The sequence below is a fragment of the Trueperella sp. LYQ143 genome, from assembly GCF_046599595.1.
In the GTDB taxonomy this organism is placed as follows: Bacteria; Actinomycetota; Actinomycetes; order Actinomycetales; family Actinomycetaceae; genus Trueperella.
This window is the reverse complement of record NZ_JBKIWR010000018.1, coordinates 16,825-41,034: the sequence shown is the minus strand read 5'-3', so window position 1 is coordinate 41,034 and position 24,210 is coordinate 16,825. Positions and strand designations below refer to the sequence as shown.

General features: G+C 53.2%; 28 protein-coding genes. 18 read left to right on the top strand and 10 right to left on the bottom strand.

All coding sequences use genetic code 11. The features are described 5' to 3' along the window. Positions 1-557 precede the first annotated feature (557 nt). Genes ACLHIL_RS07625 through ACLHIL_RS07615 form a run of 3 tightly spaced genes read left to right on the top strand, consistent with a single transcriptional unit; the run spans position 558 to position 3,635 of the window. Positions 558-1,661: a tyrosine-type recombinase/integrase gene (locus ACLHIL_RS07625; protein ID WP_411297364.1), complete on the top strand. Its 1,104-nt coding sequence runs from the start codon at positions 558-560 to the stop codon at positions 1,659-1,661. A gap of 26 nt (positions 1,662-1,687) precedes the next feature. Beyond that, positions 1,688-2,620, top strand: a complete 933-nt coding sequence (locus ACLHIL_RS07620; RefSeq protein ID WP_411297363.1) for a DNA cytosine methyltransferase — start codon at positions 1,688-1,690, stop codon at positions 2,618-2,620. Between the two features lie 16 nt (positions 2,621-2,636). Then, positions 2,637-3,635, top strand: a complete 999-nt coding sequence (locus ACLHIL_RS07615; RefSeq protein WP_411297362.1) for a HaeIII family restriction endonuclease — start codon at positions 2,637-2,639, stop codon at positions 3,633-3,635. A 242-nt stretch (positions 3,636-3,877) separates the two neighbouring features. Here the strand turns inward: ACLHIL_RS07615 and ACLHIL_RS07610 are convergent, their stop codons facing one another. The 6 genes from ACLHIL_RS07610 to ACLHIL_RS07585 form a co-directional block, all read right to left on the bottom strand. Next, positions 3,878-4,039, bottom strand: a complete 162-nt coding sequence (locus tag ACLHIL_RS07610) for a hypothetical protein (RefSeq protein WP_411297361.1) — start codon at positions 4,037-4,039, stop codon at positions 3,878-3,880. 866 nt (positions 4,040-4,905) lie between these two features. After that, positions 4,906-5,337 (bottom strand): hypothetical protein, encoded by a 432-nt coding sequence (locus ACLHIL_RS07605; RefSeq protein ID WP_411297360.1) that lies wholly within the window; start codon positions 5,335-5,337, stop codon positions 4,906-4,908. A 5-nt stretch (positions 5,338-5,342) separates the two neighbouring features. Continuing rightward, positions 5,343-5,687 (bottom strand): helix-turn-helix domain-containing protein, encoded by a 345-nt coding sequence (locus ACLHIL_RS07600; protein WP_411297359.1) that lies wholly within the window; start codon positions 5,685-5,687, stop codon positions 5,343-5,345. A 69-nt stretch (positions 5,688-5,756) separates the two neighbouring features. Next, entirely contained in the window at positions 5,757-6,326 is a 570-nt protein-coding gene (locus ACLHIL_RS07595) for a hypothetical protein (protein WP_411297358.1), read from the bottom strand. A gap of 3 nt (positions 6,327-6,329) precedes the next feature. Then, on the bottom strand, positions 6,330-6,746 hold the full coding sequence (locus ACLHIL_RS07590) for a DUF6782 family putative metallopeptidase (RefSeq protein ID WP_411297357.1): 417 nt from the start codon (positions 6,744-6,746) through the stop codon (positions 6,330-6,332). 415 nt (positions 6,747-7,161) lie between these two features. Beyond that, positions 7,162-7,665: a hypothetical protein gene (locus tag ACLHIL_RS07585; protein ID WP_411297356.1), complete on the bottom strand. Its 504-nt coding sequence runs from the start codon at positions 7,663-7,665 to the stop codon at positions 7,162-7,164. Positions 7,666-8,116: 451 nt separating this feature from the next. On the opposite strand from ACLHIL_RS07585, the gene ACLHIL_RS07580 reads away from it, so the two are divergent. Together ACLHIL_RS07580 and ACLHIL_RS07575 are read left to right on the top strand one after the other, a co-directional pair. Further along, complete coding sequence (locus ACLHIL_RS07580) at positions 8,117-8,326, top strand: hypothetical protein (protein ID WP_411297355.1); 210 nt, start codon at positions 8,117-8,119, stop codon at positions 8,324-8,326. Positions 8,327-8,390: 64 nt separating this feature from the next. Next, the gene (locus ACLHIL_RS07575) at positions 8,391-8,666 is read left to right on the top strand and encodes a helix-turn-helix domain-containing protein (RefSeq protein ID WP_411297354.1); all 276 of its coding nucleotides are present in this window, start codon (positions 8,391-8,393) and stop codon (positions 8,664-8,666) included. 48 nt (positions 8,667-8,714) lie between these two features. Here ACLHIL_RS07575 and ACLHIL_RS07570 read toward each other — a convergent pair whose 3' ends face one another. Beyond that, positions 8,715-8,918, bottom strand: a complete 204-nt coding sequence (locus tag ACLHIL_RS07570) for a hypothetical protein (protein WP_411297353.1) — start codon at positions 8,916-8,918, stop codon at positions 8,715-8,717. A 206-nt stretch (positions 8,919-9,124) separates the two neighbouring features. Here ACLHIL_RS07570 and ACLHIL_RS07565 point away from each other — a divergent pair, with 206 nt between their 5' ends. The 9 genes from ACLHIL_RS07565 (at position 9,125) to ACLHIL_RS07525 (ending at position 17,169) form a co-directional block, all read left to right on the top strand. Then, entirely contained in the window at positions 9,125-9,868 is a 744-nt protein-coding gene (locus ACLHIL_RS07565; protein ID WP_411297352.1) for a DUF2800 domain-containing protein, read from the top strand. Between the two features lie 41 nt (positions 9,869-9,909). Further along, the gene (locus ACLHIL_RS07560) at positions 9,910-10,269 is read left to right on the top strand and encodes a hypothetical protein (protein WP_411297351.1); all 360 of its coding nucleotides are present in this window, start codon (positions 9,910-9,912) and stop codon (positions 10,267-10,269) included. Beyond that, on the top strand, positions 10,266-11,105 hold the full coding sequence (locus ACLHIL_RS07555; RefSeq protein WP_411297350.1) for a hypothetical protein: 840 nt from the start codon (positions 10,266-10,268) through the stop codon (positions 11,103-11,105). The genes ACLHIL_RS07560 and ACLHIL_RS07555 overlap by 4 nt, the downstream gene beginning before the upstream one ends. Positions 11,106-11,135: 30 nt before the next feature. Then, complete coding sequence (locus ACLHIL_RS07550; protein ID WP_411297349.1) at positions 11,136-11,720, top strand: hypothetical protein; 585 nt, start codon at positions 11,136-11,138, stop codon at positions 11,718-11,720. A gap of 125 nt (positions 11,721-11,845) precedes the next feature. Further along, the gene (locus ACLHIL_RS07545; protein ID WP_411297348.1) at positions 11,846-14,320 is read left to right on the top strand and encodes a phage/plasmid primase, P4 family; all 2,475 of its coding nucleotides are present in this window, start codon (positions 11,846-11,848) and stop codon (positions 14,318-14,320) included. Continuing rightward, a complete protein-coding gene (locus ACLHIL_RS07540; protein ID WP_411297347.1) occupies positions 14,313-14,981 on the top strand; it encodes a VRR-NUC domain-containing protein in 669 nt (222 codons plus the stop codon). The genes ACLHIL_RS07545 and ACLHIL_RS07540 overlap by 8 nt, the downstream gene beginning before the upstream one ends. Continuing rightward, positions 14,978-16,342 carry a DEAD/DEAH box helicase gene (locus ACLHIL_RS07535; protein ID WP_411297346.1) on the top strand — a complete coding sequence of 455 codons (1,365 nt, stop codon included), beginning with the start codon at positions 14,978-14,980 and terminating at the stop codon, positions 16,340-16,342. The genes ACLHIL_RS07540 and ACLHIL_RS07535 overlap by 4 nt, the downstream gene beginning before the upstream one ends. A gap of 19 nt (positions 16,343-16,361) precedes the next feature. Beyond that, entirely contained in the window at positions 16,362-16,526 is a 165-nt protein-coding gene (locus tag ACLHIL_RS07530) for a hypothetical protein (RefSeq protein WP_411297345.1), read from the top strand. Positions 16,527-16,539: 13 nt separating this feature from the next. Then, positions 16,540-17,169: a hypothetical protein gene (locus ACLHIL_RS07525; protein ID WP_411297344.1), complete on the top strand. Its 630-nt coding sequence runs from the start codon at positions 16,540-16,542 to the stop codon at positions 17,167-17,169. 97 nt (positions 17,170-17,266) lie between these two features. Here the strand turns inward: ACLHIL_RS07525 and ACLHIL_RS07520 are convergent, their stop codons facing one another. The 3 genes from ACLHIL_RS07520 to ACLHIL_RS07510 form a co-directional block, all read right to left on the bottom strand. Further along, on the bottom strand, positions 17,267-17,455 hold the full coding sequence (locus tag ACLHIL_RS07520; RefSeq protein ID WP_411297343.1) for a hypothetical protein: 189 nt from the start codon (positions 17,453-17,455) through the stop codon (positions 17,267-17,269). Positions 17,456-17,701: 246 nt separating this feature from the next. Next, positions 17,702-17,899, bottom strand: coding sequence for a helix-turn-helix transcriptional regulator (locus tag ACLHIL_RS07515; RefSeq protein ID WP_411297342.1), 198 nt, complete (start codon positions 17,897-17,899; stop codon positions 17,702-17,704). Between the two features lie 252 nt (positions 17,900-18,151). After that, the gene (locus tag ACLHIL_RS07510; RefSeq protein ID WP_411297341.1) at positions 18,152-18,277 is read right to left on the bottom strand and encodes a hypothetical protein; all 126 of its coding nucleotides are present in this window, start codon (positions 18,275-18,277) and stop codon (positions 18,152-18,154) included. A 2,228-nt stretch (positions 18,278-20,505) separates the two neighbouring features. Between ACLHIL_RS07510 and ACLHIL_RS07505 the strand changes: the two genes are divergently transcribed. From ACLHIL_RS07505 to ACLHIL_RS07490, 4 genes are read left to right on the top strand one after another with little or no spacing between them, the layout of a single operon-like run. Continuing rightward, on the top strand, positions 20,506-20,895 hold the full coding sequence (locus tag ACLHIL_RS07505) for a hypothetical protein (RefSeq protein ID WP_411297340.1): 390 nt from the start codon (positions 20,506-20,508) through the stop codon (positions 20,893-20,895). 46 nt (positions 20,896-20,941) lie between these two features. Further along, a complete protein-coding gene (locus tag ACLHIL_RS07500; RefSeq protein WP_411297339.1) occupies positions 20,942-21,367 on the top strand; it encodes a hypothetical protein in 426 nt (141 codons plus the stop codon). After that, positions 21,306-22,811 carry a terminase gene (locus ACLHIL_RS07495; RefSeq protein ID WP_411297338.1) on the top strand — a complete coding sequence of 502 codons (1,506 nt, stop codon included), beginning with the start codon at positions 21,306-21,308 and terminating at the stop codon, positions 22,809-22,811. The genes ACLHIL_RS07500 and ACLHIL_RS07495 overlap by 62 nt, the downstream gene beginning before the upstream one ends. Beyond that, on the top strand, positions 22,808-24,205 hold the full coding sequence (locus ACLHIL_RS07490; protein WP_411297337.1) for a phage portal protein: 1,398 nt from the start codon (positions 22,808-22,810) through the stop codon (positions 24,203-24,205). The genes ACLHIL_RS07495 and ACLHIL_RS07490 overlap by 4 nt, the downstream gene beginning before the upstream one ends. Positions 24,206-24,210 lie beyond the last annotated feature (5 nt).

The following is a 24,210-nucleotide window of genomic DNA, read 5'->3' as shown; positions in this document are numbered from 1 at the left end:
TGGGGCAGAGTGTGGTGAAGTGCACAAAGTGGGGCGAACATGTGTTCGAAAAAGCGGGGTGGAAGTGGGGCGAAAACGCGTAAAATCCTTCTACCATGCGGAAGGGTTCTGCTCCCTCCTCCACCGCGAATGAGCCCCTCTCAGGGAATCCTGAGGGGGGTTTTTCGTTGCTATCAAGCCAAAAAGTGCTAATCAGGGTGTTAGGTCGAGCCTGACGGAAAAAGCCGACAAAAGGTGCATGAATGACCCTATTTATACCCCAGTTGTGCGGTGGAAATGAGGTATCGTCGAAGTGTCATCGAAGCGAAAAAGTGAGGCAGCTTTAGAGTCCAATAAAGGCTGATAAAAGCTGATAAAGACGATAGGCAGACAGGAAACGCGAAGAAAAATAGGAAAAAAGGGAAAAGAAAAAGCTAATAAAAGAAAAATTTGAATTAAATCAGAACTCACTACACTAACCCGATAAAAGGGGCAAAAAGCGTGGCAAGTTGCCCCGCAAAAGAAAAATAAGTGAGGCACAAACAGACACCAAAAGACCACCAGAAAGACACACCAACATGCGATCAACATTCGGAAACGTCGTCCAAAAACCAGACCGCCGACCCCACGGCCGCTACAAGCACAAAGGCAAAACCTACTACACGCCAACACGAGACCGCGTCAGCCAAGTACGCCACGACCTCGCCCGAATCCACGCCACCATCCTCGACGGAACATGGGAAGACCCTAAACGCCTAGAACGAAAACAAATCACCCTATACGACTGGACAAACAAATGGCTTGAACAAATCAACAACAGCGACTACTCGCCAGGAACATACCGCTCCTACCGCTCCTACGTGCGCGCCCACATCCTGCCATTCTTCGGACCAGACACCCCACTACACGCTATCGACACCACAGCAGTCAACGAATTCGCCGACCACCTGCGCGCCACCAGCACCAAAGCCGTATTCTCCGCGTCTTTGCGCACCCTCAGCTCACTGCTACGCGCTGCCCAGCGTACCGACCACATCGAAACACTACCCACCATGCCTGACGGCATATACAAGAAAATGAAACGCCCACCAGAAAAACAAGTCACCTACACCCATACAGACTTGTTAGCGCTCGTTGAAGTAGCAGAGCCGCGTTTCAGAGCCGCTATCGCGCTAGCAGGCTGGGGATGTATGCGCTCTGGCGAGGTTGGCGCACTACAGCGTAAGCATGTGAGCGAGGACGGAAAATGGATCAAGATCGAGCGCACAACCAAGCGTGACGTGTCCGGGCGCACGGTGGTTGGCCCGCCAAAAAGCGAGGCAGGGCGCCGTATGGTGAGCCTGCCAAAAGTAGCGGCACGGATTGTTAAAGATCATTTGGATTTGTTTTGTGCTCCTGGTGATGAGGCGTTGCTGTTTGCTCCGCATAACTATGACAGGGAGGAGTTTGTGTCGGATCGGGTATTGCGCTACGCGTTGCATAGGGCGTGTGAGCGTGCTGGGCTGCCAAAGGCACGTTTTCATGATCTGCGCCATTCGGGATTGACGTTGTTTGGCCAGGCAGGCGCAACATTGGCGGATCTGATGGCACGTGCGGGACATTCCACGGTTGATACTGTGCTGATCTATCAGCATTCAGCACGTGCGCGGGACGCAGAGCTGAGCGCACGGATGGGGAAGTAATATTAAGTGAAGCAGAGGAGGGAAGAATGAAACACATGACACAGGCGAGTCTGTTCTGCGGTGCAGGCGGTTTAGACATCGGATTCGAGCGTGCCGGTTTCACAACAATATGGGCAAACGATTTTAATACAGACGCGTGCGAAACGTTCAAAACATGGAGCACGGCCGACGTTGTCTGCGGTGATATTAGCAAAATCGATGCCGGTGACATTCCAGATGTAGACATTATTTTAGGGGGATTCCCCTGCCAGGGTTTTTCTCTTTCCGGTCCACGCAAACTTGATGACAGTAGAAACACGCTCTATAAGCATTATGTGAGGATTGTTAAGGCGAAGAAGCCTTTAATGTTTGTTGGTGAAAATGTTAAGGGCCTGCTCACAATGGGCAAGGGAATGGTCATGGATGCGATTGTCCAAGAATTCTCTGACTGCGGATACGACGTGCATTACAAGCTACTTAACGCTAAACATTACTCTGTTCCAGAGGATCGCGAACGGGTAATTATTATCGGGTTCAGAAAAGACCTAGGCGTGAATAGTTTTGACTATCCGAACCGTCACGACAAGATTGTTACTCTCCGTGAAGCGTTGGCTGATGTTCCTGACCCTGCGGATAGTGATGTGTGTCAGGCGCCGTTTAGTAGCCGGTATATGTCTCGTAATAGGAAGCGTGACTGGGATAGCGTGAGCTATACGATCCCGGCTATGGCTAAACAGGTTACGCTCTGGCCGGGGTCTCCAGACATGATTAAAGTTGATAGAGATAAGTGGGTTTTCGGGCAGGGATATACCCGCCGTCTTAGCTGGCAAGAAGCTGCCGCTATCCAAACATTCCCGAAAGATATACGGTTCACAGGGGATTTAACGAGTGTTTATAAGCAGATCGGTAATGCTGTTCCGTGTAATCTGGCTGCGGCTGTTGCTTCTCAAGTGAAGCAGGTGCTTACAGCGGTTTTGTAGGATGCGGGGAAGTGTTATGGGTGGGAAATCGTCTCAGACAACAATGGGGAAAGCCTTTGAATACGCATGCGTTATTGAAATATATAACAGGTATGAGAGTGTGACGAATGCGCTGATAGCTGTTACGCCGCAACTTGTGAAGGTTAAGGAATGTTTTGAGAGTCTTTCGGCTGACACGAAGGATAATCTTTTGTGTGCGGCGCGGGCTGCTGTCAGGGTTATTGATAGATATGAGCCGCATCTAAGCTGCTCAAACGCTTCAGATCCGCTGATATTGACCGTCCAGGCTGATTCACAAGGGCAGATAGGGGATGTGAGGGATGTTTTATGTATCAGGAAAGGCAACCTGTGGGAGATTGGGTTGTCGTGTAAGCATAATCATCACGCGGTGAAGCATAGCCGGCTGTCTGGCACGTTGGATTTTGGTGAAGAGTGGTTTGGTTATCCGTGCTCGGATACATATTTTGACACTATTAGGCCTGTGTTTTCGGCGTTGAAAATGATTAGGGATACTGCTAAGCAGAATAATCGTGAAGCCTTATGGGCGGATATTCCTGATAAGGCTGAAAGGTATTATGTTCCAGTTCTGGAGGCTTTTGTTAGGGAAATAGTGCGGTTATCTACGGTTTACAGTGATGTGCCGTCTAAGCTGGTTCATTATCTTATTGGTCGGAATGATTTTTATAAGGTTATTACTAATGATTCTAAGCGTGTGACGCGTGTGGAGGCGATTAATCTTGCTGGGACGCTGAGCCAGGCTTCGCAATCGGGTAGACCTATCACGAAGATTCCTGTTTTGAAAACTCCGTCAAAGTTTTACTTTGTCGGGTTTAAGACGGATCCGGATGGGAAACAGTCAACTAATACTATTTTGGTGGCGTGTGATAATGGGTGGGAGATTTCTATGCGGTTGCATAATGCGTCTAGCAGGGTTGAGCCGTCGTTGAAGTTTGATGTTCAGCTTGTTTCGTTTCCTTCTCAGTTGTTTTCGAATGATGAGCCGTGGGATATTTAGCTGGTTTGTGAGGCGTGCTGGGGTGGTGGTGTTTTAGTTTTGTTGTGGTTTTTTCAGGTCCGTGCGTGCTCCTCGTCCTGGCCGGTTGGCGTTCCATGTGTCGAGTGTTTCGGGTAGCCAGCCTCGTGTTTTGCCGATGGTGGCGTCGGGGGCGGGTGTGAGTCCTTTGGCTAGGTAGGAGTTGAAAGTGTTGGGGGATATGCCGAGGTGTTCGGCTGCTTCACTGGTGGATAGGTAGTGGATCATTTGTGGTGTCCTTTGATGGTGGCGATGAGGATGGCGATGGCGGCGAGGAGGATTCCGGTGCCTGCCATGATTTGAGGTGCTCCGTCTAGCTGGGTGATGGTGCATACGGCTAGGAGGATGATGAGGAGGCTTGCGAATAGTGTTTCTTTAGGTGTCATGGTGTTTATGATATTATCCTAGGGAGGCTAGACCCTCACGGTGAGGGTCTAGCTGAGAAGTTTGGTTACTTCTCTTTGTCCTTGCCGGCGCGAAGAGCGGTTATCAGGGCGGCTATTCCTGAGATAGTTGCTCCTAGCCCGGTGAGGATTTCTCCTAGGTTGTTCATCATTTCACCTCCTTTCTTTCCTTATACCAATAACTATAGGCGCATTTCCGCCTATAGTCAATGTGTAAACCTGTGCAAAACGCCATAAGAAGAGCAAAACGCGCAAAAATAAAACCACTGGTGCGAACGCCAAAAACAACAACCCCCACCGCAAAAACCGTCAAAAAATGACGAAAACTGCTATCATAGGACTATCAGACCCCCGGCCTGGCCTCTGCACTGCATGCACAACATGGCCGGGGCCGGTTTTATATCGCCTCAGCCTTAGCTGTGATGGCGCTCATAAAAAGACTATTGACATGGCATAGAATAAATTATAGAGTCGTTAACAACAGTTCCCCGGCCTGGCCTCTGATTCAAGCACAAAATGGCCGGGGCCGTTTTTATACCACCTCAACCCTGGTCGCGATCCGCACACCAACAGGCATATCCATCAGTACATACGGCAACCGCCCCTAGGGAATCCTAGAGGCGGCGCTAAACTATTCAAAACATGCTGAGTAACAGACCTGTGGTCTAGCCCAGCGGGTGCCGGCTATACGACCTGAGGCCGGGGCTTAGGCACCTACCGATAGGCTACCACACGTCAATATAAAAGCCTTTTTGGTCATCGGCGCTCCCCTTATAAGTGAGGGCGTCAACGACCAAAAAGACTACGCAACACTATTATGCTTCTCCCGTGCCAAACACGCAAAGCCCTTACTCTTCATCTCTCAGGTCAACAAAAGATACTGTCATTCCCGTTAAAGGCATGTCTGGAGGTTGACACGTACTAAGATCTATCATCCCTGCGACCGAACGAATTCCTTGCAGGCAGCAACCCCAAAGCATTTCCGCGATCTGTTTAACGTTTTCACGGAAGAGGTCAGCCAGCCACTGACTTACTTCCTCACCCTCACCCGGTTCACTATCATCAGTGATGTGAACCCACATTTGAGCTACAGCACCGAACATCCACTTGTTAACAACATTTGTTGCCCCACAGGCGATAACAAATTTAGTTAAACGCCCATCAGTATAGGACTCGTCACCAATACGAAGAAGAAAGTCGAACTGGTTATCTATATTCTCTTCTGTAGGGCTGACATTGAGACCCGTTAATGACGGAGTGCAGAAAAAAAGCTGTGCCATTGTTATTACCGTGTTCCGATAGATTTAATCGGGGTGCCGCCCCATACTGTTTTCACGCTCGTATAGTTTGGCGTATTTTCTAGTGGAGTAACGGTGGTGTGGATGTTAGCTCCGATTGCTATAGCGTAGCGGCGCAGGGTTGATAGACGAAAGTCTGTCTGTCCTGTCTCGAATCGGTGAACTGCGCTAGCGTCCGTCCCCATATCTTCAGCGACTTTTCGCAGGGATAGCCCATTGTCTTTTCTGATTTTCACCAGGGCTTTCACCATCTCGTGATGGTCGCGGGTGAGGTTGCGGGCAAGATGAGCTTTCGGGTTAGAGTCATACCCGAGTGCTTTAATAAGATCCATACCAACTACCTCCCACGTTGTTTTATATGACAACACTCTATATGTGTAAGTATAGAAAATATATAGGGACTATGCCACAAACCATCGATCATAACGATCCTGTGCCACCCGCGCATCGCTATTCTGAAGATCCGTCCCACCCAGCGGCTTTGTTGAAAACATTAGCGAAAGCAAACCACATCCCTCAGAACACATATCTAAAGGCGGCTCGGTGAAAAACAGTCGCACAAAACGGTAATGATCTGAACCCTTACGCTCATAATCACGCCCCTCAAAAACTATCTCGAACACAGCTTTTGTAGAAACAATACGCTTCACAGGGCCAACGGGATGAGACGCATTATACGTTGGATCACTACTAACAAGACGATAGCTAGAATAGCTACCGTCAGAGAAGTTAAGCTGCCCGCTCTCAGCGAGCTTGATTGCTAGATCAATCTCGGAAAGTACTTCAAGACGTGTCGCCTCAGGAAGATAGGAAAGGAACTGTTCTAGCTCGATGAGCATGAATGGTTCTCCGTGCTCATTAACTGTATGCTCCCATTGCCATCGCGTCCTCGGTTCGTGGCTACAAGCACGCTCGGAAAAAGAGGGATTTTGCGGGTAATGCTGCCCGTAGGGTTGTTTCAATGTTTTCATGATTCACACAGCTTCCAGACGTGGCCGATCTACCAGCCTACGGGTACTGTCAAGGTGCTGCTGGTAGGCGCAGATCAGACGCTGAGGCAGCCCGAGCTCGCTAGCTATCGCCCACATGTTATCAGGATAGTAACGGGCGGCAGTCGTATAAGCGTCAAGACTTATCACATTAACAGCACGACTGTCACACAGGCCCTCCACATGCTCATCCTGCCTGCCAGCATGACCTTTAATCGCGTGGGTCAACTCGTGAGCAAGAACCGCACACGCAAGACACACATCACGGGCAGCGATCCCGCATAGAACGATCATGCGCCGGTCGTGGTCGTAAAACCCGTAAACCCTATCAGTGCGTGGGCGAGGATCTGTACAGACCTGCACGCCTAGCCTGGCAGCCTGGTCAAGCAAGGTTTTCAGCATACACGTGCCCCTTCGATGTGTATGGTTTCTATGGACTGGTTTTAGGTTTTCTGGTGCCCCTAGTGTACCTATCTGAGCGGCTGTAGGAGTGGTGAGGAATGGAATAACCAGACGGGCGGGTGAGGAAACTTCTGGAAAAGCGCTCGGTGTGGGTAGTAGGGTTCACAAAACGCAAATGACGTAGAGCTGTAACTCTACGTCACTTGTTTCTCCACGTGTCTAACGTGGCGCAGGTCCCAAACGTACCTGCGACAACAACCCTACAGGTAGGGTCGGGGCGTGATCCTCGCGATGACCGTAACCCATCAGACGCCCCATCCGGGGCATACAAGAAAACAATGACAGGAGAAAACGCCTACTGTTTTCCGACGTGGTGCCCTGCGGTCTATTTCACCCGCTGCTACCATCTAACATTCTAGCAGCTTTCCCAGGTGTCATCGCCAGGATCACCCATGAACGCCGCATGACGCTCCGGGTCAAACTCTAACGTAGTGGTTGGCAACGATTCGAGAAGCAACTGGTCAGATAATTCCTCACTAGACTCCGGCTCGGTTTGGGGTACGGGGGTAAGCCGTACCGACCCAGACTCGGCAGTGGTTTCCCGTTTACGAACCAGTACGCGGATCAGCTCGTCAACAAGATTACGTTCACGAATATCTAGTAGTTGTGCTTCGGGTGGTGGGGTGTATGAGCGCACGGATCGGGATTCCATGCCGAGTGCGTGAGTGATCTCCTCCTCCGACCGACGCAATGCTTTAGCCAACCCAGCAATAGTCTCGGCAGTTGGAGTCTTTGTTTTTCCGAGAAAAGTAAGGCGAACTGTGTTGTGATTAAGACCGACCTTATTGCCTATGTCGCGGTAACTTTTCAGTCCCGCCTTTTCCGCCCATGTCCCCCAAGGCTCAGGCATGTTACTCATGACGAAAAACTTTCCAGATATACATACGTGTTGTCTAGGGTGTAACTATACACAGTGTATAGGCGTTACAACGTTGTGATTTCGCGGAAATACCAGCAGTCATTAATAAGGGCTTGACACCAACTATACATGTTTGTATATTGGTTACATGCCCGTTAACCAAAAGAAATGTCTAAGGTCTTCTCCGATGATGGTTAGACTTGTCAGCCCCGTGCGACTCAAGCAACTACTTGAGTACAAGGACTACTCGTATGCTGATCTAGCTTTTCGCATTGGATGTAGCCGCGGCTTGATTTGTCACCTTGTTGTTGGACGGCAAAAGTACACTAAGGTTCAGCTTGCGCGTGGAATCTGCAAGGTTTTAGACGTGCCAATAGAAGCTCTTTTTTTGCCAGTGTTGTCTAATGGGTGATACGACAGAAGACAAAACGCTTTATTGAAGGATCTTTTTATGGACAGTGAATACGGACGGATTCTCGTCGAATACATGGACTGGCTGGATTACAAGATCGAGACCACTCGTGATGTTGCCCAGGACCGCCGGACACGTGGCTCTGTGAAAGCCAAACACGAACTGAACGCCTGGGAAGAAGCCCACGACAAGCTCTCTGAACTTTTTGAAGAGCACACACCCGAACCACTTGACCCCGCCTGGAACTAAACACAGGACAACCCCATGACCACGAAAACCAACACCTACTATTTACGCACCGCAAGGAAACCCCATGACCATCGAACCGCTGTTAACCATCAAAGAAGCAGCCAAAATCCTGAAAACCACCCCGAACACGATCTACAGGTACGCATGGTCCGACCAGCTCGAAACAGTGAAAATCGGCGGCCGCAGGCTCATCACCCCCGAAAGCCTACAAGCCTTCATCAACCGTCACATCGACACCGGCCAAACCGTCATCGACCGAGCAAATACCGCTACCAGTTTCGAGCGACCGTGGCTCTCGTCGCGGCCTGCTGGGCGCTCATCGACCTACCTAAACCTCTAACCGCCCTCACCGTCTACACGATCGGAATCACCTATGCCATCTACCAGCTCATCCGCTACGACTACGACCAGCAGCAGGACGATCCCCGCCAGGCGGATCTTCACCACCACAGTGAACGCCACGGCAGGGAAAAGCTACGCGCACAGCCCGCAAATGAAACTCGCTAATCACCTCCTGTGTATTGTGCGTGACCTGGCTGAGAACCGCCGCCAACTCGCCTGCCCGCCCCAAATCGTCCACCGGCCAAACCATTTCCTCATCCAATGGGACACCGAACCCCAACCCGAACCAGACCCACAAGAAAAAAACCCCACTCTTTATCCGAGCCCTGAACGGTGTGGATCTAGAAAACGTCCTCATCCGTGCGGTTGGTCCGAGTAAATGGCCGCCATCAACCCTCCCATCACTTCTTATAAACCCGAAAAACTCCCTATCGGTATAGGCAAAGGACTATCCCTGTGCGAACTAGACACTCACTCCTTGGCGGGTCAAACGCTGACAGGTGGATCAACTGTCCACCATCCGCGCTTGCCGAACAAAACCATCCCGACACGACCGGAGCTACAACAGTCGAGGACACCATCGCCCACGCCCTCGCAGAACACAAACTACGCTGCTTCTTCCACCTAGAACCCAAAAGAAAACCCGTCATCCCCGACGAATACGCCGCCGAGATGGAACGCCACACCGACGCATACGTGAGCTTTATTGCCTCACACATCCCGCAGGGTTCTCAACTATGGGTCGAAACCCGGGTGCGTTTCGACCAGTGGGTCGCCGGCGGATTCGCAACCGTTGACGCTATCGCCATCACAGATAACGCCCTACACGTTTTCGACTTCACATACGACAAAAACACCCAGGCAGAAGCAGGCAATCATTCCTATCTCAAGCTCTACGCGTTAGGCGCCTATCAGATGGTACGCAACCTGTACTCCATCGAAAAGATATACGGTCACATTTTCCGGCCGCGCCGCGACCACGTCTCGTCCATGCACATCAACCTAGACGAGCTCCTCGACTGGGCGAAAAACACGGTCAGACCTGCAGGCGATCAAGCCTGGCGTGGCGAGGGACGCCGCAAAACAGGCCTATGGTGTACGTTCTGCCGGGCAAGAACCAGCTGCGAGGAACACGCCATAGAGAACCTACAGCACCCGATCCACACAAAAGACAACCCCAACTCCCATCACTTCTTATAAATCCGAAAAACTCCCTCAACACAACCACGTAAGGAAACACAATGAACACGACAACCACCACCATCCTGGCTGCCCCGCAAGACAATGATCCCGCCTACCACGTCCAACGGATCCTCCACCTCACCGACATGGCAAACACGATCAACAACGAGATCACCGAACACAAAAACACCCTCGCAGCCCTCCTGCCCGCCGGCGGGAAAGTCGGAGACGTCAAAATCACCGTCACCCACCCACGCCGCCTTGACACCACCAAGATCGCTAAAGACTACCCCGTCACCAGCTACCCCTACCTGTACAAGCCTCAAATCTCCACCAGTGACGTCCGCAAACACCTCTCACCGGCCGACCTCGACACATATCTGAAACCCTCCGACAAGCCCGTAGTGAGCCTGCGATGAGCCTGAACACGCGAATCTACCGGATACCCCACACGCCAGGAGCCGAACCACACCCCGATGACGGGAAAGCCAGCCACGGCTACATCACCTCCATCATCGAACACGCCATCGCCAACCAGCCACGATCCCTACAAACCATGATCGGACCATCCGAAATCGGCATGGAATGCGACCACTGCCTCGCCGCACGCCTCGCCGGCTGGACCAAACACGGCCACGACACCCCCTGGCTACCATTCATCGGCACCGCCGTACACGAAAAACTCGAACGAATCTTCCAAGCCCACAACCACGCCAACCCGCCACAAGAAGACGGCGTGGACACACCCGAATTCTTCACCGAACAGAAAGTCACCGTCGGCAAAATCGGCGGCCAGCCCATCACCGGCTCTACCGACCTGTATCGGACACACATGCGCGGCCCTGGCACCTGTGGGATGACAGTCGATTGGAAGATCGTGGGGGATACGACACTACGCAAGGTGAAAGCCACCGGCCAGCCCTCTATGCGCTACCAAGTCCAAGCACACCTGTATGCACGCGGCTGGAACATGGCCGGATACCCCACCTCACACGTCGCCGTCTACTTCATGCCCAGGAACCGGATGACCCTCAACGACGGATACTGGTGGACCGCCGAATACGACGAAAACATCGCCCATGCGGCTCTAGAGCGAGCAAACAGTATCTATACCAGCCTGACCATGATCGAAAAACACGCCGGAACCGCCGCACGCGACACATGGATCACCAACCTACCCAGAGACGCTAACTGTTACGACTGCCCCCGATACCCCGACTATCCAACCAACCTCAACACGTTGCTAACGCCATAAAAACAAGTAAGAGAAAGAGAGAAAAATAAAATGAGCGAATTCGATTTCAACGCCGAACTAGCCGACAGTGTTCCCAGCGCAAAATTTGACCACATCGGCGACACTTACACCGGCCGGATCATCGCAGCAGACATCCGCCAAGCCATCGACTACGAGTCCGGGAAACCAGACTATTGGAACAGTGGCGAACCCAAAAAACAAATCCGTATCGAGCTCGATACCGGCGGGCAGAACCGGATAGCAGTGTGGATCAAACTATGGGGATCACAAAAAACCGCGTTAAAAACCGCGTTACGCCGGTGCGGCACAGACGCAAACACCGCGCTAGCACCCGGCAACATGTTCACCGCCACATTCGTCCGCGAAGTACCCAGCGAGAAGAATCCCCGCCTGCAACCAGCAAAAGAATTCGAATACCGGATCGACGTGCGCGCGAATCTGGACAGTGCCGGACTCGACGAAACCCCCACACCAACCGAGCCGGTAGCCCCGGCAGGACAGGGCTATGACATTCCCGCGTTAATCCGCGCCGGCCTAGACAACGCGAGCATTGCTAAAACCACCGGCATGCAACCAAGCGCGATCCAAACAATCCGCGACAACATCACCAACTAACCCCTAACCCGCGCATATATGCGGGTGGCTTCATACCGTCAGGGACACAGCTAGGTGCAAGCCCTAGATGAAGCACAAAACACACGTCAATAAAACAATATTGCGATCACCAAGGAGAGGGACTAATGACAACACTCGCTATTACCGCGACCGCCACACACGTCCTAGACGTTGCCCTACAGGCTGCACGGCAGGGAATCAGTGTCATCCCCATCCTGCCCCACACACCAACAAAAGGCGACAAACGCCCCGCTTTCCCCTGGAAACAATACCAACACCAGCCAGCCAGCCTCCAACAAATCACGCAATGGTTCCAAAGCGATACTTACGGGCTTGCCGTCGTATGCGGAAAAGTATCAAACAACCTGGTCATGGTCGAACTGGAAGCCGCCGGGGCTGATCGGTTGACCGAACTGGAAGCAATCGCCCGCGACAGCGGACTCGGCCCCCTATGGGACAAAATCACAGGCGGCGCGTTCGAGCAGTCCCCTTCCGGCGGCTATCACTGGTATGTGCATGTTGACCTGGAAGACGGCCAGGAGCTACCAGGGAACACGAAACTCGCCCAAGCCGTAATCGACGGGAAACGGAAAGTGGTGGCGGAAACCCGCGGGGAAGGCGGATACTCTGTCATCGCGCCAACCTCTGGGCGTTTCCATGCTTCTGGTAAACCGTGGCAGGCAATCACCGGCACGATCGACCAGGCCGCACACGTCACCTTTGACGAATACGAAACGTTTACTGACCTGCTGCGCACCCTCCACCAGCCTGCCGAACCCAGCCCAAACATGCCTGCCTGTTCTACCAGCCCCATGATTGGCGGCGTCCGACCAGGAGATGACTACGAGAATAAAACTAGCTGGGAAGACATCCTCACCCCACACGGCTGGACAAAAGCATTTATTCGCGGCACCACAACCTATTGGTGCCGGCCAGGGAAAACCGAGGGCACATCAGCCACCACCGGCCACGCCACCGACAGGGACAGACTCTACGTATTCAGTACCTCAACCGTGTTTAACAATGACATCCCGTATACGAAATTCGGCGCATACGCACAGTTAAATCACGGCGGGGATGTGCATGCGGCCGCTAAAACCCTAGCCCGTGACGGGTACGGAAAACCCGGCGAACACCCCCGCGACACCACCGGCCTGGATACTTGGATCAACCAACACGCCACCGCCAGTCAACCAGCAGGTAACACGCCTAGCGGCATGCCCGCCCTAACAATAGACGAGCCTGATACGTACACCCGCACCGATGACGGCAACGCCATCCGCTTCGCCGACACCTACCGCAACCAACTACGCTACATCCCCGAAACCAGCTCATGGGTGTACTGGACCGGAACACAATGGAAACGCGACCACAAAAACGCCACCGCCATCGAAGCCGCCCGAACCCTCGCCCGCAACCTCCCACAAGATGACAAACCAGACCAGGCACACCGCCGCCGCTCCCTATCCAAAACCGGAATAGACGCCACCGTCGCCCTCGCATCCACCATGCCCGGAATCTACACGCCACTCACACATTTCGACGCCGACCCCTACATCCTTAACACCCCCGGCGGCACTATCGACCTGAAAACCGGCCAACTCGCCCCACCAGACCCCAACATCCTCTGCCTACGCTCCACCACCGTCACACCCGACTCCACCGTACCCATCACACAGTGGGAGGCATTCCTTGCTCAAACATTTGCCGGAAATCCTGAACTGGTCACCTATGTCCAGCGATTCCTCGGCATGGCGTTAATCGGGAAAGTCAAAGAACAAATCTTTGCGTTCTTCAACGGAGCTGGAGCTAACGGTAAATCAACCCTGCTTAACACTATTCAGCACATTCTCGGAACAGGAACAGACGGCTATTCCACCACCGTTCAATCCACTATGTTCACCAAAGGAGCAGAAAACCGGCACCCCGCCGACATCGCCGCCCTCTCAGGCGTCCGCCTCGCCGTCACATCCGAAACCGAAGAAGGACAGCACTTCGCCGAAGCCAGAGTCAAACTATTAACTGGCTCGGATCTGATCTCCGCCAGGTTCATGCGACAAGACTTCTTCACTTTCACACCCACCCACACCATTGTCATGATCTCCAACTACGAGCCTGAGGTGGCAACAGGCGGCAGCGCGTTTTGGCGGCGCGTCAAGAAAGTCCCATTTAACAATGTGGTTCCTGAAGATCAGCGCGACCCGCATTTGGAAGAAAAACTCCTCAAGGAAGCTCCAGGGATTTTGTATTGGCTGATTGATGGCGCGTGGGACTATTTCCAGCACGGCATGGAAGAACCAGCGGCGGTCAGGGTCGCCACGAAAACCTATGAGGTCGAGCAAGACAACGTACAGATGTTCATCGACGAAAAATGCACTATCCATGCTGAGAATCGGGATCTGTTTCAAGTGCCGGTATCCCGCGTCTACAGCGTCTATGAGCGGTGGTGTACCCGCAACGGGTATGACGCGATAAGCAAGGCCAGTTTCGGGCGGCGGTTAAAACGGCGCGGGATTGAAAGCTGTGTGTCGAACAGTGTGCGTTACTACGTCGGTTTGCAAGTGGAGTCGAACGAGCTGGAGGAGGCCCTCGATGGGTAAGAAAAACGGAGCACAGAAATGTACTTTGCCGCATCAAAAATCTGTATTTTCTGTACTAAAAAACCGTACTAAGCGTGTTGAAAATAAAACTAAATATATTGAAAGTAAAACTAACGGGCGTTTTTACAGTACAGATAAGCCGATTAGTACAAATAAAGTACAGAATTTTAAGGCAATCTGTACTGGCACTTTTCCCAGTAAACACAATACTTTTATTACTTTACAGTACAGAAGTACAGAAAATATATACATACACGCTATACGAGAAAATATATATACGTATATACGTATAGGGGAACTAAGTAAAAAATTTCTGTACTGTGTACTGACTCAACAAAAACCAGCCACGAAAACGGGATCAGGCATGGCCAGAAAACACTCAGAAAAAACCCTCGAAAAACTCCTCGCTACCGCCTGCCACACCCACGGCTGGCTGTGCTGGAAATTCGTCAGCCCCGGCCTAGTCGGCGTACCCGACCGGATCATCCTCACCCCCAGCGGGCGGGTTGTCTTCGCTGAAATCAAAACCAGCGGCAAAAAAACCACCCCCATCCAAACCCACCGACACCACCAGCTCAACACCCTCGGCTATCCCGTCTACCTCATCGACCAGCCCGAACACATCACACAACTCGTCACAACACTTGAGGAACAACAATGACTGTCTACACGCCCCACGACTACCAGACCGCCGCTACCCGCCACATCCTCACCCACCCACAGGCCGCGATCTTCCTCGACATGGGGCTAGGCAAAACCGTCATCACCCTCACCGCCCTCACCCACCTCATCGCCACTAAACAAACTCAGCGGGCCCTCATCATCGCGCCCCTACGGGTTGCGAATACCACCTGGCCGAGCGAAATTGCGAAATGGGACCACACCCAGCATTTGACCTACACCCTCGCCACCGGCAGCCCAACCCAACGCCTCCAAGCCCTCACCGCCGACAGTCAGCTAGTGATTATCAACCGTGAAAACATCCCCTGGCTCATCGACCACTACGCACAGACCGGCCGGCACTGGCCGTTCGACACCGTCATCATCGACGAACTCTCCAGCTTCAAAAACCATGCCTCCAAACGAGTCCGCGCCCTGCTACGCGCCCGCCCGTACATCACCCGGATTATCGGACTGACCGGCACACCCAGCCCCAACGGGATGATGGACCTATTCGCCCAATACCGAATCCTCGACCAAGGCCAGCGCCTCGGCAAACACATCAGCCACTACCGTGCTAAATACTTCACCGCCCACAGGTACGGCAACATGACATTCACCCGCTACGAACTCAAACCCGATGCGGAACAACAGATCTATGAGGCGATTTCCGATATGACGATCTCCATGCGCGCCGCCGACCACCTTGATCTGCCAGCCCTGACCACCACCAGCCAGGCTGTCTATCTCACCGACAAACAAACCCGCCTCTATAACGAACTCAAAAAGAACCTGATCGCCACGATCGAGGGTGAAACAATCGACGCGGCTAACGCTGCCGTGCTTGCCGGCAAACTCACCCAGCTTGCCTCCGGAGCCCTCTACCTCGACAATCCAAGCCGGCCCTCACGCGAATACCTCGAAATCCATAGTGCGAAGCTCGCCGCCCTCGAAGATCTGATCGAAGCCGCGAACGGTCACCCCGTTCTTGTCGCCTACTGGTTCAAGCACGACCTAGACCGGATCAGCCACCGATTCCACGCAAGGTGTATCTCGACGGCGAAAGACATTGAGGAGTGGAACGCGGGGCGTATCCCGCTCGGTCTGATCCACCCAGCTTCTGCGGGGCACGGCCTGAACCTCCAGGCTGGTGGGCATATTCTCATCTGGTTTTCCCTCCCATGGTCCCTTGAGCTTTATCAGCAGACCAACGCCCGCCTATACCGGCAAGGACAAACCCAGCCCGTCACCATCACCCACCTGGTAGCTGCTGGGACGATTGACGAACAAATCCTGGCAGCCCTCAAGCGCAAGGATCTCACCCAGTGCGCGTTGATTGACGCAGTGAAAACCCACTTGTGAGCAGCGGAGGGACATACACATGTGGAATATACGCTTGACCGTCACGCTCAGCCTCGGACACCCCAAACCCGAACCGGATTTTGATAGCCCGCCCGTCCCAGGAGATACCTACACCGATACGGTCCTCGCTGAGACTGATCCAACCCCGCGCACCATCGGCTTCATGCCCAACCACGACCAGTAAAGGAGGCCCAATAATGGACAACACGACCCCGTTTGAACTCGTCTGCGCCAGACTCGACGAATGGGAGCCAGAAATGGTCATGAAAACTGCTAGCCAGAGTGTTAGCCAGCCTGCCGCGGTAGCACGGCAGAGCGTTTCACCCGTGGAATGTAGCGTGATGAGCCGCGAGCGCTTGGCGGAGCAGTTGGGGCTTATTCGGGCGTATGCGTTGGCGTTGGGTTGGAGGTTTGGGGATGGTCGTGCGGCTGGGTGGATTGTTAGCCGTCTGGATGTGGCTCGTAAGACGTTTCCTGATTATGGGCGGATGGTGGAGGATTTGGATCGGATCTATCGGGCGTGGCGGGCGGTGTTGGAGCCGGTGGTGTCGGCTCATACGTGTCCGATTTGTCTTTCGGAGCGGTTGGAGTATCACGCGAATGGTGGTCTTGTGTGTCGGGGTTGTGATTATTACGGGACTGCCGAGCAGGTGCGGGTGGCGGTGGTGTGGCGGTTGGCTGGTGCGCGGGTGTGGGTGTCTCGTGGTCAGGCGTGTGCGGTTGCGGGTGTGAGTCGTGCGGCGTTGCGTAATCGGATTGCGCGGGGCACGGTGAGGACGCGGTCGGATGGGCGGGTGTGGCTGGCGGATGTGATAAAAGCCCGCTAATGCTCCTGTGAGCCTGTTAGTGGTGTTTCTGGTATGGGGGTAGCGGAAGCGGTGTGAAACTTCGTCTGTGGGGCGTATAGGTGGCTTATTGGGGCTGTTAGGTGGTGTGGTGGGAGATTTTAATAGTCCATTGGCTGTGATCTGTGGCAGGGTCGATAGAATCGAGGTAGTCAATGACTTGTTGGCGGGCGTGATCAAGATTGGTTACCTGGGTGCAGTTATCCTCATTAAGTTCTAATTCCCATCCGCCGTGCCAGGGGCGAGCGGTGACGTAAACAGTGCTCATAAACTAATCCTAATGATCTGCCAAAATGGTGTGTCGAATAGTTGCATACTGACATCAATTCTGATACCGTTACGCTTGTGGGCGTTTCGTGCGCCCTTTTTCCATAGAAGAAGCCTCTAACTGGCGGGTTTCTCGCATGGTGTCAAATCCTTGAGCGTGGTCACCTCAGGGGGTTCCTTTCATAAGCCTGTGGCGGGGTAGCGTCCGATCAACGCACACCCCGCCACAGGCTTATTGTGAGCCTTTTTACTTGTTGGCTCGTGGTCGGTTCGCCTGCCAAATATCTAGGGTTTCCTCGCTCCATCCACGCACGTCACCGATGAATGCATCGGGTTCTGGAAGCATTTTCTTGTGTGAGTAGGACCGGAACGTGTTAGGGGATAGTCCGAGATAGATAGCGGCTTCGGATAGGGAAAGGAACTTTAATGGTTCTTTGCGTGCCATGATTGGCCTCCTTAGGGGTGGTGTTGTGTGTTCTTTTTGTGTCGGCGTAGTTCGCTAACCCATAGATATGTCACGTAGATACAGGCGGCTAGTCCGAATCCGAACATGAGCCAATCGGGGGCGTGTAATACCTGTAGTAGGAACATGCCGAAAACGATGATGTATGTTGCGTAGTTGCGCATAGTCTTCATGTCGGTTAGATTGGAGATAACCAGGTTTCCCCGCCCGAAGGCGGGGATCTGGTTGAGATAATTACTTATCTCGCTTTTGCTCGCGGCGGTAAATCCATACTTGGAGGAGCAGGTTTGCCGCTGCGGCTAGCCCTCCGACGAGGGCTCCAATCTGTCCGATCATCTTTTCACCTCCTTTCGTTGTCATACCTACATTCTACACATGAACGGCGGGACTTGTCTAGCTGTTCAGTGTAGAACATGGGTAAATTGCATGTGATTCGCACCATATAAGCGGTACAAGTGAGACATGTTAACAGTCAATCTGTCCGATCAAAAATAGCCGAATCCCCGCCAAAGCGGCGGGGAAACGGTCATTTATTTAGTTATTCTTGTGCTTCTTGTATCGGCGTAGTTCGCTGACCCATAGATAGGTTGCGTAGGCACAGGCGCTAAGGCCGAATGCGAGCTTGAACCATCCAGGTAGGGGCAGCAGACTGATGATAAATCCGCCGTAAATAATGAGATATGTTGCGTACTTGTGCATAGCGATCTCGTTAGGTTAGATTGGAGCTAACCAGGTTTCCCCGCCCGAAGGCGGGGATCTGGTTGGGAGATTTTATCTATCACCCTTTTGGTCGCGGTGGTAGCGCCAGATTTCGAAGGCTAGCGTTACCACTGCGGCGATCCCTGAGATCAGGGCTCCGATTTCACCTAACATCTTTTCACCTCCTTTCTTCGTTGTAACTCTATTCTACACACAAACGGCGGTAAATGTCTAGCTGTTCGGTGTAAAATAAAGGCAGATACTATGCGATTTATGCTACACAACCAGTGCGAGTGCTTGATTTGTTTCTCTGTATTAGGCTAACTTTGGAAGTGCCAGACCTTCCCGCCCGAAGGCGGGAAGGTGGCGCGAGGGCCTATCTATCCCTCTTTTGGTCGCGGTGGTAGCGCCAGATTTCGAATACTAACGTTGCCACCGCGGCTAAGCCTCCAATGAGACTTCCAAACTCGCCCATCTTTTCACCTCCTTTCATCGTCATATCTATATTCTACACATGAACGGCGGTAAATGTCTAGCTATTCCGCCTAGAACAGGGAGAGATCGCATGTGATTAGCACTACATAATCGCTGTGAGTACTTGATTATTTTCTTGATGTTAGGTTAGATTGAAGCCGACCAGGTTTCCCCGCCCGAAGGCGGGGATCTGGCTGGGAATATTATTTATCCCGCTTGTTGCGGCGGTAGTCGAGGACTTTGATCGTGGCTTCGACTACTGCTGCAATTGCTGTCACCAGCAATGCAATCTCACCTAACATCTTTCACCTCCTTCCTTCGTCATACCCGCATTCTGAACATAAAAGACGGTAAATGTCTAACTATTTGGCGTAAAACAACCATAAAACCCCTATGCAGTAAAACACACCCGCCCCGCTCAAATCGCACCCGCACCCGATAAAACCCCTACCGCAAACCACCACGCCTACCCCTAACCTCACCCCTGATATAAACACGCAAGCACAACAGCAGACACACGCGAACACAACACAACAATGATCCAAACACTAAACAAAACCACGAACACCCAGCACACAAACCACAACCACACCCACCACATTCAAACCCCGCCCGCACAAACATGACCCAGCCCCTGCTAAGGAGGAGATATGGCAAGCCGCAAACGTCCACCTAGCCGCTTATATGCTGACCTATCGAACGCCTTACGACGCAAAGCACAACGCGAAAACCAGCCCTGCTGGATCTGCGGACAACCCATAGACTTCACCGCCAACTGGCGATCAGCCAGATCATTCACAGCCGATCACGTTCATCCCATCGCACGAGGCGGAAAAATACGCGGACTCCTACGTCCAGCCCACCGGGGATGTAACTCACGCAGGGGCACAAAAGATGTTATCCTTGGACCGAAACCTATTGCGTGGATAGTGCCAAAAACATCGCGCGATTGGTGCGAGAAAAATTTTTAAAAAAATATCCCCGCTCCTCCCGGGTAGGTAGGGGGAGGACCCCGCCGAGGGTGGGCTGGGAGGCCACGCCGCATAGACGGATTTTTACACGAAGGTCTAACGTGGAACGTACCACGAGACGTCTTATTTTTGATTCTGACTGCCTTTCTCGCCCTTTTCCGGCTTTTATTGGGGTGGCTGTTTTTAATTGTTTCTAAGGCGCTTACGTGTCTTGCTACCTGTTTACTGTTAGACATATTGGCTTTATTGCAGTAATTAACCGTAAACACTGCTATTATTAGAGATGTGAGATCCTGCCAGAATTGCGGTGTTGACGTCAGTGGTAAGCGCGCGAACGCGAAGTACTGCTCAACTTCATGCCGAGTCATGGGCAACCGGCAAACGAAAACCCATGTGGTACCGCCCGTTATGGTTAAATCGTCGCGCTGGGTGACATGGAAACCTATGCAACGTAACGGCAGAATAACAAAACGCCCCTACCAGCTTGATGGTTGTCCGGCTTCTACCCGGGATCCTGGCACGTGGACTTCGTATGAGCAGGTTCGCCACCTGCCTCGTAAAGGCTGGGTACTGGGTGAGGGTATTGGCTGTATTGATTTAGATCATTGTTTTGTTGATGGTCGGCTTGCCTCGTGGGCTGGTGAGGTGTTGGACGAGGTGCGAGCGTGTGCGGTTTTGGTGGAATATTCGCCCTCGGGTGATGGGCTGCATATTTTCTTGCCTCTTACCCCTGGTTCGGGGCGGGTGGTGCGTGATGGGCGCAATATTGAGATTTATCCGCCTGATTCTGGGCGTTATATATGTGTAACTGGTAGGCCGTATATTGCCTGGTAGAAGCAGTGCCAGGCAGAGGCTTGGCGTTGTGAGGTGATGATTAGTTTTGGCTGGACGGGAATTGAAGCCGTGTGGGACGCATGCGGCAGCCATGCGGCATCGTCGTCGTGGCGAGCCGTTATGTGAGGAATGTTTGGCGGCTGAGCGTAAACATAAAGCGCAGATGGTGGCGCGGCGTGCGGCAAAAATATCGCAAGCGGTGGAGGAACATATCCAGGCTGCGCCGTCGGACAGCCTGCGCAGGGTTGATCGCCGTGAAGTACTATTACAGATTTTTGATGTTTTGGAAGCTAATCTCCATCAGGCTCTACCGCAGTCGGTTGCGGGTATTGCCCGTGAGCAGCGTGCTGTTTTGGCTGAGTTAGCCGCGTTGGATGGGGATGTTCATGAAGATACGCAGGAGACAGTGAATGGGGGTGACCCGCTTGATGAACTTGCCCGGAGACGTCAGATGCGGGTCGCAAACGCCTAGGATTGCGCATATTCCACAAACGATTGCGGATTTTTCTGCTGGTGAGGACGCGATAGACCTTATCGCGATTGCCGGTAAAGAGCTCATGCCGTGGCAAGCCTCGGTGGTGCGGAACGCTCTCGGTATAACCCAGACGGGTAAATATGCGGCCTTGGAGGTAGCGGTTAATGCTCCACGCCAAAACGGCAAGAACGTCATCATTGAAGCTATCGAGTTGTATAACTTGTTTTTGAATCCTGACTGCAAGGTGATTACGCATACGGCGCATTTGTTTTCCACGGCACGTAAATCGTTTAGCGAGTTGGAGGCGATTATCAGAGATAATCCGTGGATGTTTTCACGGGTAGCTGGAGCACAAGGCAGGTCGCGTTTTGATGATGTGCGCGGGATTCGTACCTCGTCGGCGGAGATGTCGATCAAACTGGCGGACGGGTCGAAGATTACGTATGTGACGCGGACGGGCCGGCAAGGGCGTGGCCTGACGGGTGATCTTGTGGTGCTTGATGAGGCGTTCGATCTTGATGAGGATCAGATTGCTTCTCTTATGCCGACGATGGCGGCGCGCACTATGCAGGGTAATCCGCAGATTCTTTACACTTCCTCGGCGGGTATGCTCTCGTCGGCGACGTGGGAGCGGGTTCGCGATCGGGCACTATCGGGGGCGGATAGTGCGTTGATGTATGTCGAATGGTCTGCTGATGATACGGCTGATAGTGGTGATATTGAGGCGTGGTATCAGGCGAATCCGTCACTGGGCCGGTTCATTTCTGAGGATTACATTCGTAACACTGAGCTGGTTGGGATGGCTGATGAGCAGTTCCGGCGGGAGCGGCTGGGTATTTGGGCGCGTGTTGGTGATGAGGCGGCGATCCAGGTTCGGGATTGGGCTGGGCTGGTTGATCCGGATTCTGAGCCGTCGGACACGGTTGCGTTCGCGGTGGATGTGCCGCCGACGCGGGATTGGGCGGAGATCGCTGTCGCGTCGATTCGTGATGATGGCCGTATTCATGTAGAGCTGGTTGACCGGCAGGTGGGTACGGACTGGGTGGCAGATCGTCTAGCCCAGTTGCAAGAGGCCTGGTCGCCGGTAGCGATTGTGGTGGAGGCAGGGTCGGCTGCTGGTTCGTTGATTGGTCAGTTGCGTCGCCAGCGGGTGCGCCTGTTGCAAGTATCGGCGCGGGAGTATTTCCAGGCATGTGGCCGGTTTTATGACTTGGTCCGTCAGGGTGTGTTGGTGCATATCGGGCAAGAAGAGATGGATCAGGCCGTTAGCGGGGCAAAGATGAAGTTTGTTGGTGATTCGTTGTTTAAGTGGGTTCGCCGTGAGGAGTTGTCGAATATTTCTCCGCTGGTGGCTGCCACTCTTGCGGTTGCGGGTATTGAGCAAAAGGGAATGAAGCCTGTTGGGGCGCGCAGGTCTGGCTGGAAGGTGGTGTCATTATGATCGTTGGGTTAACGGATGTTGAGCAGGGTGTGTTTGACCTGTTGGAAAAACAGTTGGCGGGTAAGCGTCGGCGGAATTTGTTGCGGTCGGCGTATATGGATGGCAAGCATGTGTTGGATAGGTTGCCGCCGACTGCGCCGCCGTATTTGTCGCAGGTGCGTACCGTGTTGGGATGGCCGGCGAAAGCGGTAGAGATGTTGGCTCGCCGGATTCGTTTAGATGGGTTTGCTCCCGCGTCGGGTCGTGGCGGGAATGATCTGGGTGTGTCGGAGATCCTGGCTGGTTCGCATTATGTGGAGATGGTGATACAAGCTCAGGTTTCGGCGTTGGTGCATTCGACCGTGTTTGCGGCGGTGACGGCGGGTGATGTGTCGGCGGGTGAGCCGGAGGCATTAGTGTCGTTTATTTCAGCGTTGGATGGCACAGGCGTGTGGAATGCGAAGTTGCATGCGTTGGATTCGTTCTTGTGGGTTCACCGTTGGGGTCAGTCGGTGTCGGAGGGGTTTGCTTCTCGTGGCGGGGCGCGTATTGAGAGTGCGACGCTGTTTTTGCCGTTTGTGTCGATCCGGGTTGAGGATGGCCGGGTGGTGGATCGGCAGGTGCAGGATTTGCGTGTTCCGGTGGTGCAGTTTCCGTATAAGCCGCGTCTGGATCGTCCGTTTGGGTCTTCTCGTATTTCACGCCCGGTCATGTCCTTGACGGATAGTGCGGTGCGTACCGTGTTGCGTTCGGAGGGTACAGCAGATTTTTATGGTGCGCCGTGGTTTATGGTGTTTGGTCCGGATGAGGACGCGTTCACGAAGGGTTCGTGGCAGTTGATTATGGATCGGGTGAACGCGATTCCGGATAATGATGACGCGGCGAATCCTCGGGCGGATGTGAAGCAGTTTTCGCAGGCCTCTCAGCAGCCGCATGTGGATCAGTTGCAGGTGTTGGCTGGCTTGTTTGCGGGTGAGACGAATATTCCGGTGTCGAGTTTGGGTGTGGGGTTGGCGCAGGCTAATCCGACGTCGGCGGAGTCGTATTTGGCGTCTCGTGAGGATTTGATTGCGGAGGCAGAAGACGCTCAGGCGACGTGGTCGGCGGCTCATCGTCAGGTGGCTGTGTGGGCGTGGCAGGTGGCGAATCGGTCGTTGGATGTCCCTGCCGAGTTGGCGGGCTTGTTGCCGGTGTGGCGGGATACTCGGTTTACGTCTCGGGCGGCGGCTGCGGACGCGACGGTGAAGCTGGTGTCGGTGTTTCCGTGGATGGCTGAGTCTGAGGCGATTATTGAGCAGTTGGGGTTTGATGTTCAAACGACGCGGCGTTTGCTCAATGAGAAGCAGAGTGTGAGTTTCCTGGCTGAGTTGAGTGCTGAGATGGAGCGTAGTCGTCAGCGCAGGGAGGCTATTTAATTCTT

Bases quoted from the DNA above. Each gene is read 5' to 3' on its own strand.
- ACLHIL_RS07625 (WP_411297364.1), top strand. From the start codon at position 558: ATGCGATCAACATTCGGAAACGTCGTCCAAAAACCAGACCGCCGACCC.
- ACLHIL_RS07620 (WP_411297363.1), top strand. From the start codon at position 1,688: ATGAAACACATGACACAGGCGAGTCTGTTCTGCGGTGCAGGCGGTTTA.
- ACLHIL_RS07615 (WP_411297362.1), top strand. From the start codon at position 2,637: ATGGGTGGGAAATCGTCTCAGACAACAATGGGGAAAGCCTTTGAATAC.
- ACLHIL_RS07610 (WP_411297361.1), bottom strand. From the start codon at position 4,039: ATGACACCTAAAGAAACACTATTCGCAAGCCTCCTCATCATCCTCCTA.
- ACLHIL_RS07605 (WP_411297360.1), bottom strand. From the start codon at position 5,337: ATGGCACAGCTTTTTTTCTGCACTCCGTCATTAACGGGTCTCAATGTC.
- ACLHIL_RS07600 (WP_411297359.1), bottom strand. From the start codon at position 5,687: ATGGATCTTATTAAAGCACTCGGGTATGACTCTAACCCGAAAGCTCAT.
- ACLHIL_RS07595 (WP_411297358.1), bottom strand. From the start codon at position 6,326: ATGAAAACATTGAAACAACCCTACGGGCAGCATTACCCGCAAAATCCC.
- ACLHIL_RS07590 (WP_411297357.1), bottom strand. From the start codon at position 6,746: ATGCTGAAAACCTTGCTTGACCAGGCTGCCAGGCTAGGCGTGCAGGTC.
- ACLHIL_RS07585 (WP_411297356.1), bottom strand. From the start codon at position 7,665: ATGAGTAACATGCCTGAGCCTTGGGGGACATGGGCGGAAAAGGCGGGA.
- ACLHIL_RS07580 (WP_411297355.1), top strand. From the start codon at position 8,117: ATGGACAGTGAATACGGACGGATTCTCGTCGAATACATGGACTGGCTG.
- ACLHIL_RS07575 (WP_411297354.1), top strand. From the start codon at position 8,391: ATGACCATCGAACCGCTGTTAACCATCAAAGAAGCAGCCAAAATCCTG.
- ACLHIL_RS07570 (WP_411297353.1), bottom strand. From the start codon at position 8,918: ATGGTTTGGCCGGTGGACGATTTGGGGCGGGCAGGCGAGTTGGCGGCG.
- ACLHIL_RS07560 (WP_411297351.1), top strand. From the start codon at position 9,910: ATGAACACGACAACCACCACCATCCTGGCTGCCCCGCAAGACAATGAT.
- ACLHIL_RS07555 (WP_411297350.1), top strand. From the start codon at position 10,266: ATGAGCCTGAACACGCGAATCTACCGGATACCCCACACGCCAGGAGCC.
- ACLHIL_RS07550 (WP_411297349.1), top strand. From the start codon at position 11,136: ATGAGCGAATTCGATTTCAACGCCGAACTAGCCGACAGTGTTCCCAGC.
- ACLHIL_RS07545 (WP_411297348.1), top strand. From the start codon at position 11,846: ATGACAACACTCGCTATTACCGCGACCGCCACACACGTCCTAGACGTT.
- ACLHIL_RS07540 (WP_411297347.1), top strand. From the start codon at position 14,313: ATGGGTAAGAAAAACGGAGCACAGAAATGTACTTTGCCGCATCAAAAA.
- ACLHIL_RS07535 (WP_411297346.1), top strand. From the start codon at position 14,978: ATGACTGTCTACACGCCCCACGACTACCAGACCGCCGCTACCCGCCAC.
- ACLHIL_RS07530 (WP_411297345.1), top strand. From the start codon at position 16,362: ATGTGGAATATACGCTTGACCGTCACGCTCAGCCTCGGACACCCCAAA.
- ACLHIL_RS07525 (WP_411297344.1), top strand. From the start codon at position 16,540: ATGGACAACACGACCCCGTTTGAACTCGTCTGCGCCAGACTCGACGAA.
- ACLHIL_RS07520 (WP_411297343.1), bottom strand. From the start codon at position 17,455: ATGAGCACTGTTTACGTCACCGCTCGCCCCTGGCACGGCGGATGGGAA.
- ACLHIL_RS07515 (WP_411297342.1), bottom strand. From the start codon at position 17,899: ATGGCACGCAAAGAACCATTAAAGTTCCTTTCCCTATCCGAAGCCGCT.
- ACLHIL_RS07510 (WP_411297341.1), bottom strand. From the start codon at position 18,277: ATGACAACGAAAGGAGGTGAAAAGATGATCGGACAGATTGGAGCCCTC.
- ACLHIL_RS07505 (WP_411297340.1), top strand. From the start codon at position 20,506: ATGCAACGTAACGGCAGAATAACAAAACGCCCCTACCAGCTTGATGGT.
- ACLHIL_RS07495 (WP_411297338.1), top strand. From the start codon at position 21,306: ATGGGGGTGACCCGCTTGATGAACTTGCCCGGAGACGTCAGATGCGGG.
- ACLHIL_RS07490 (WP_411297337.1), top strand. From the start codon at position 22,808: ATGATCGTTGGGTTAACGGATGTTGAGCAGGGTGTGTTTGACCTGTTG.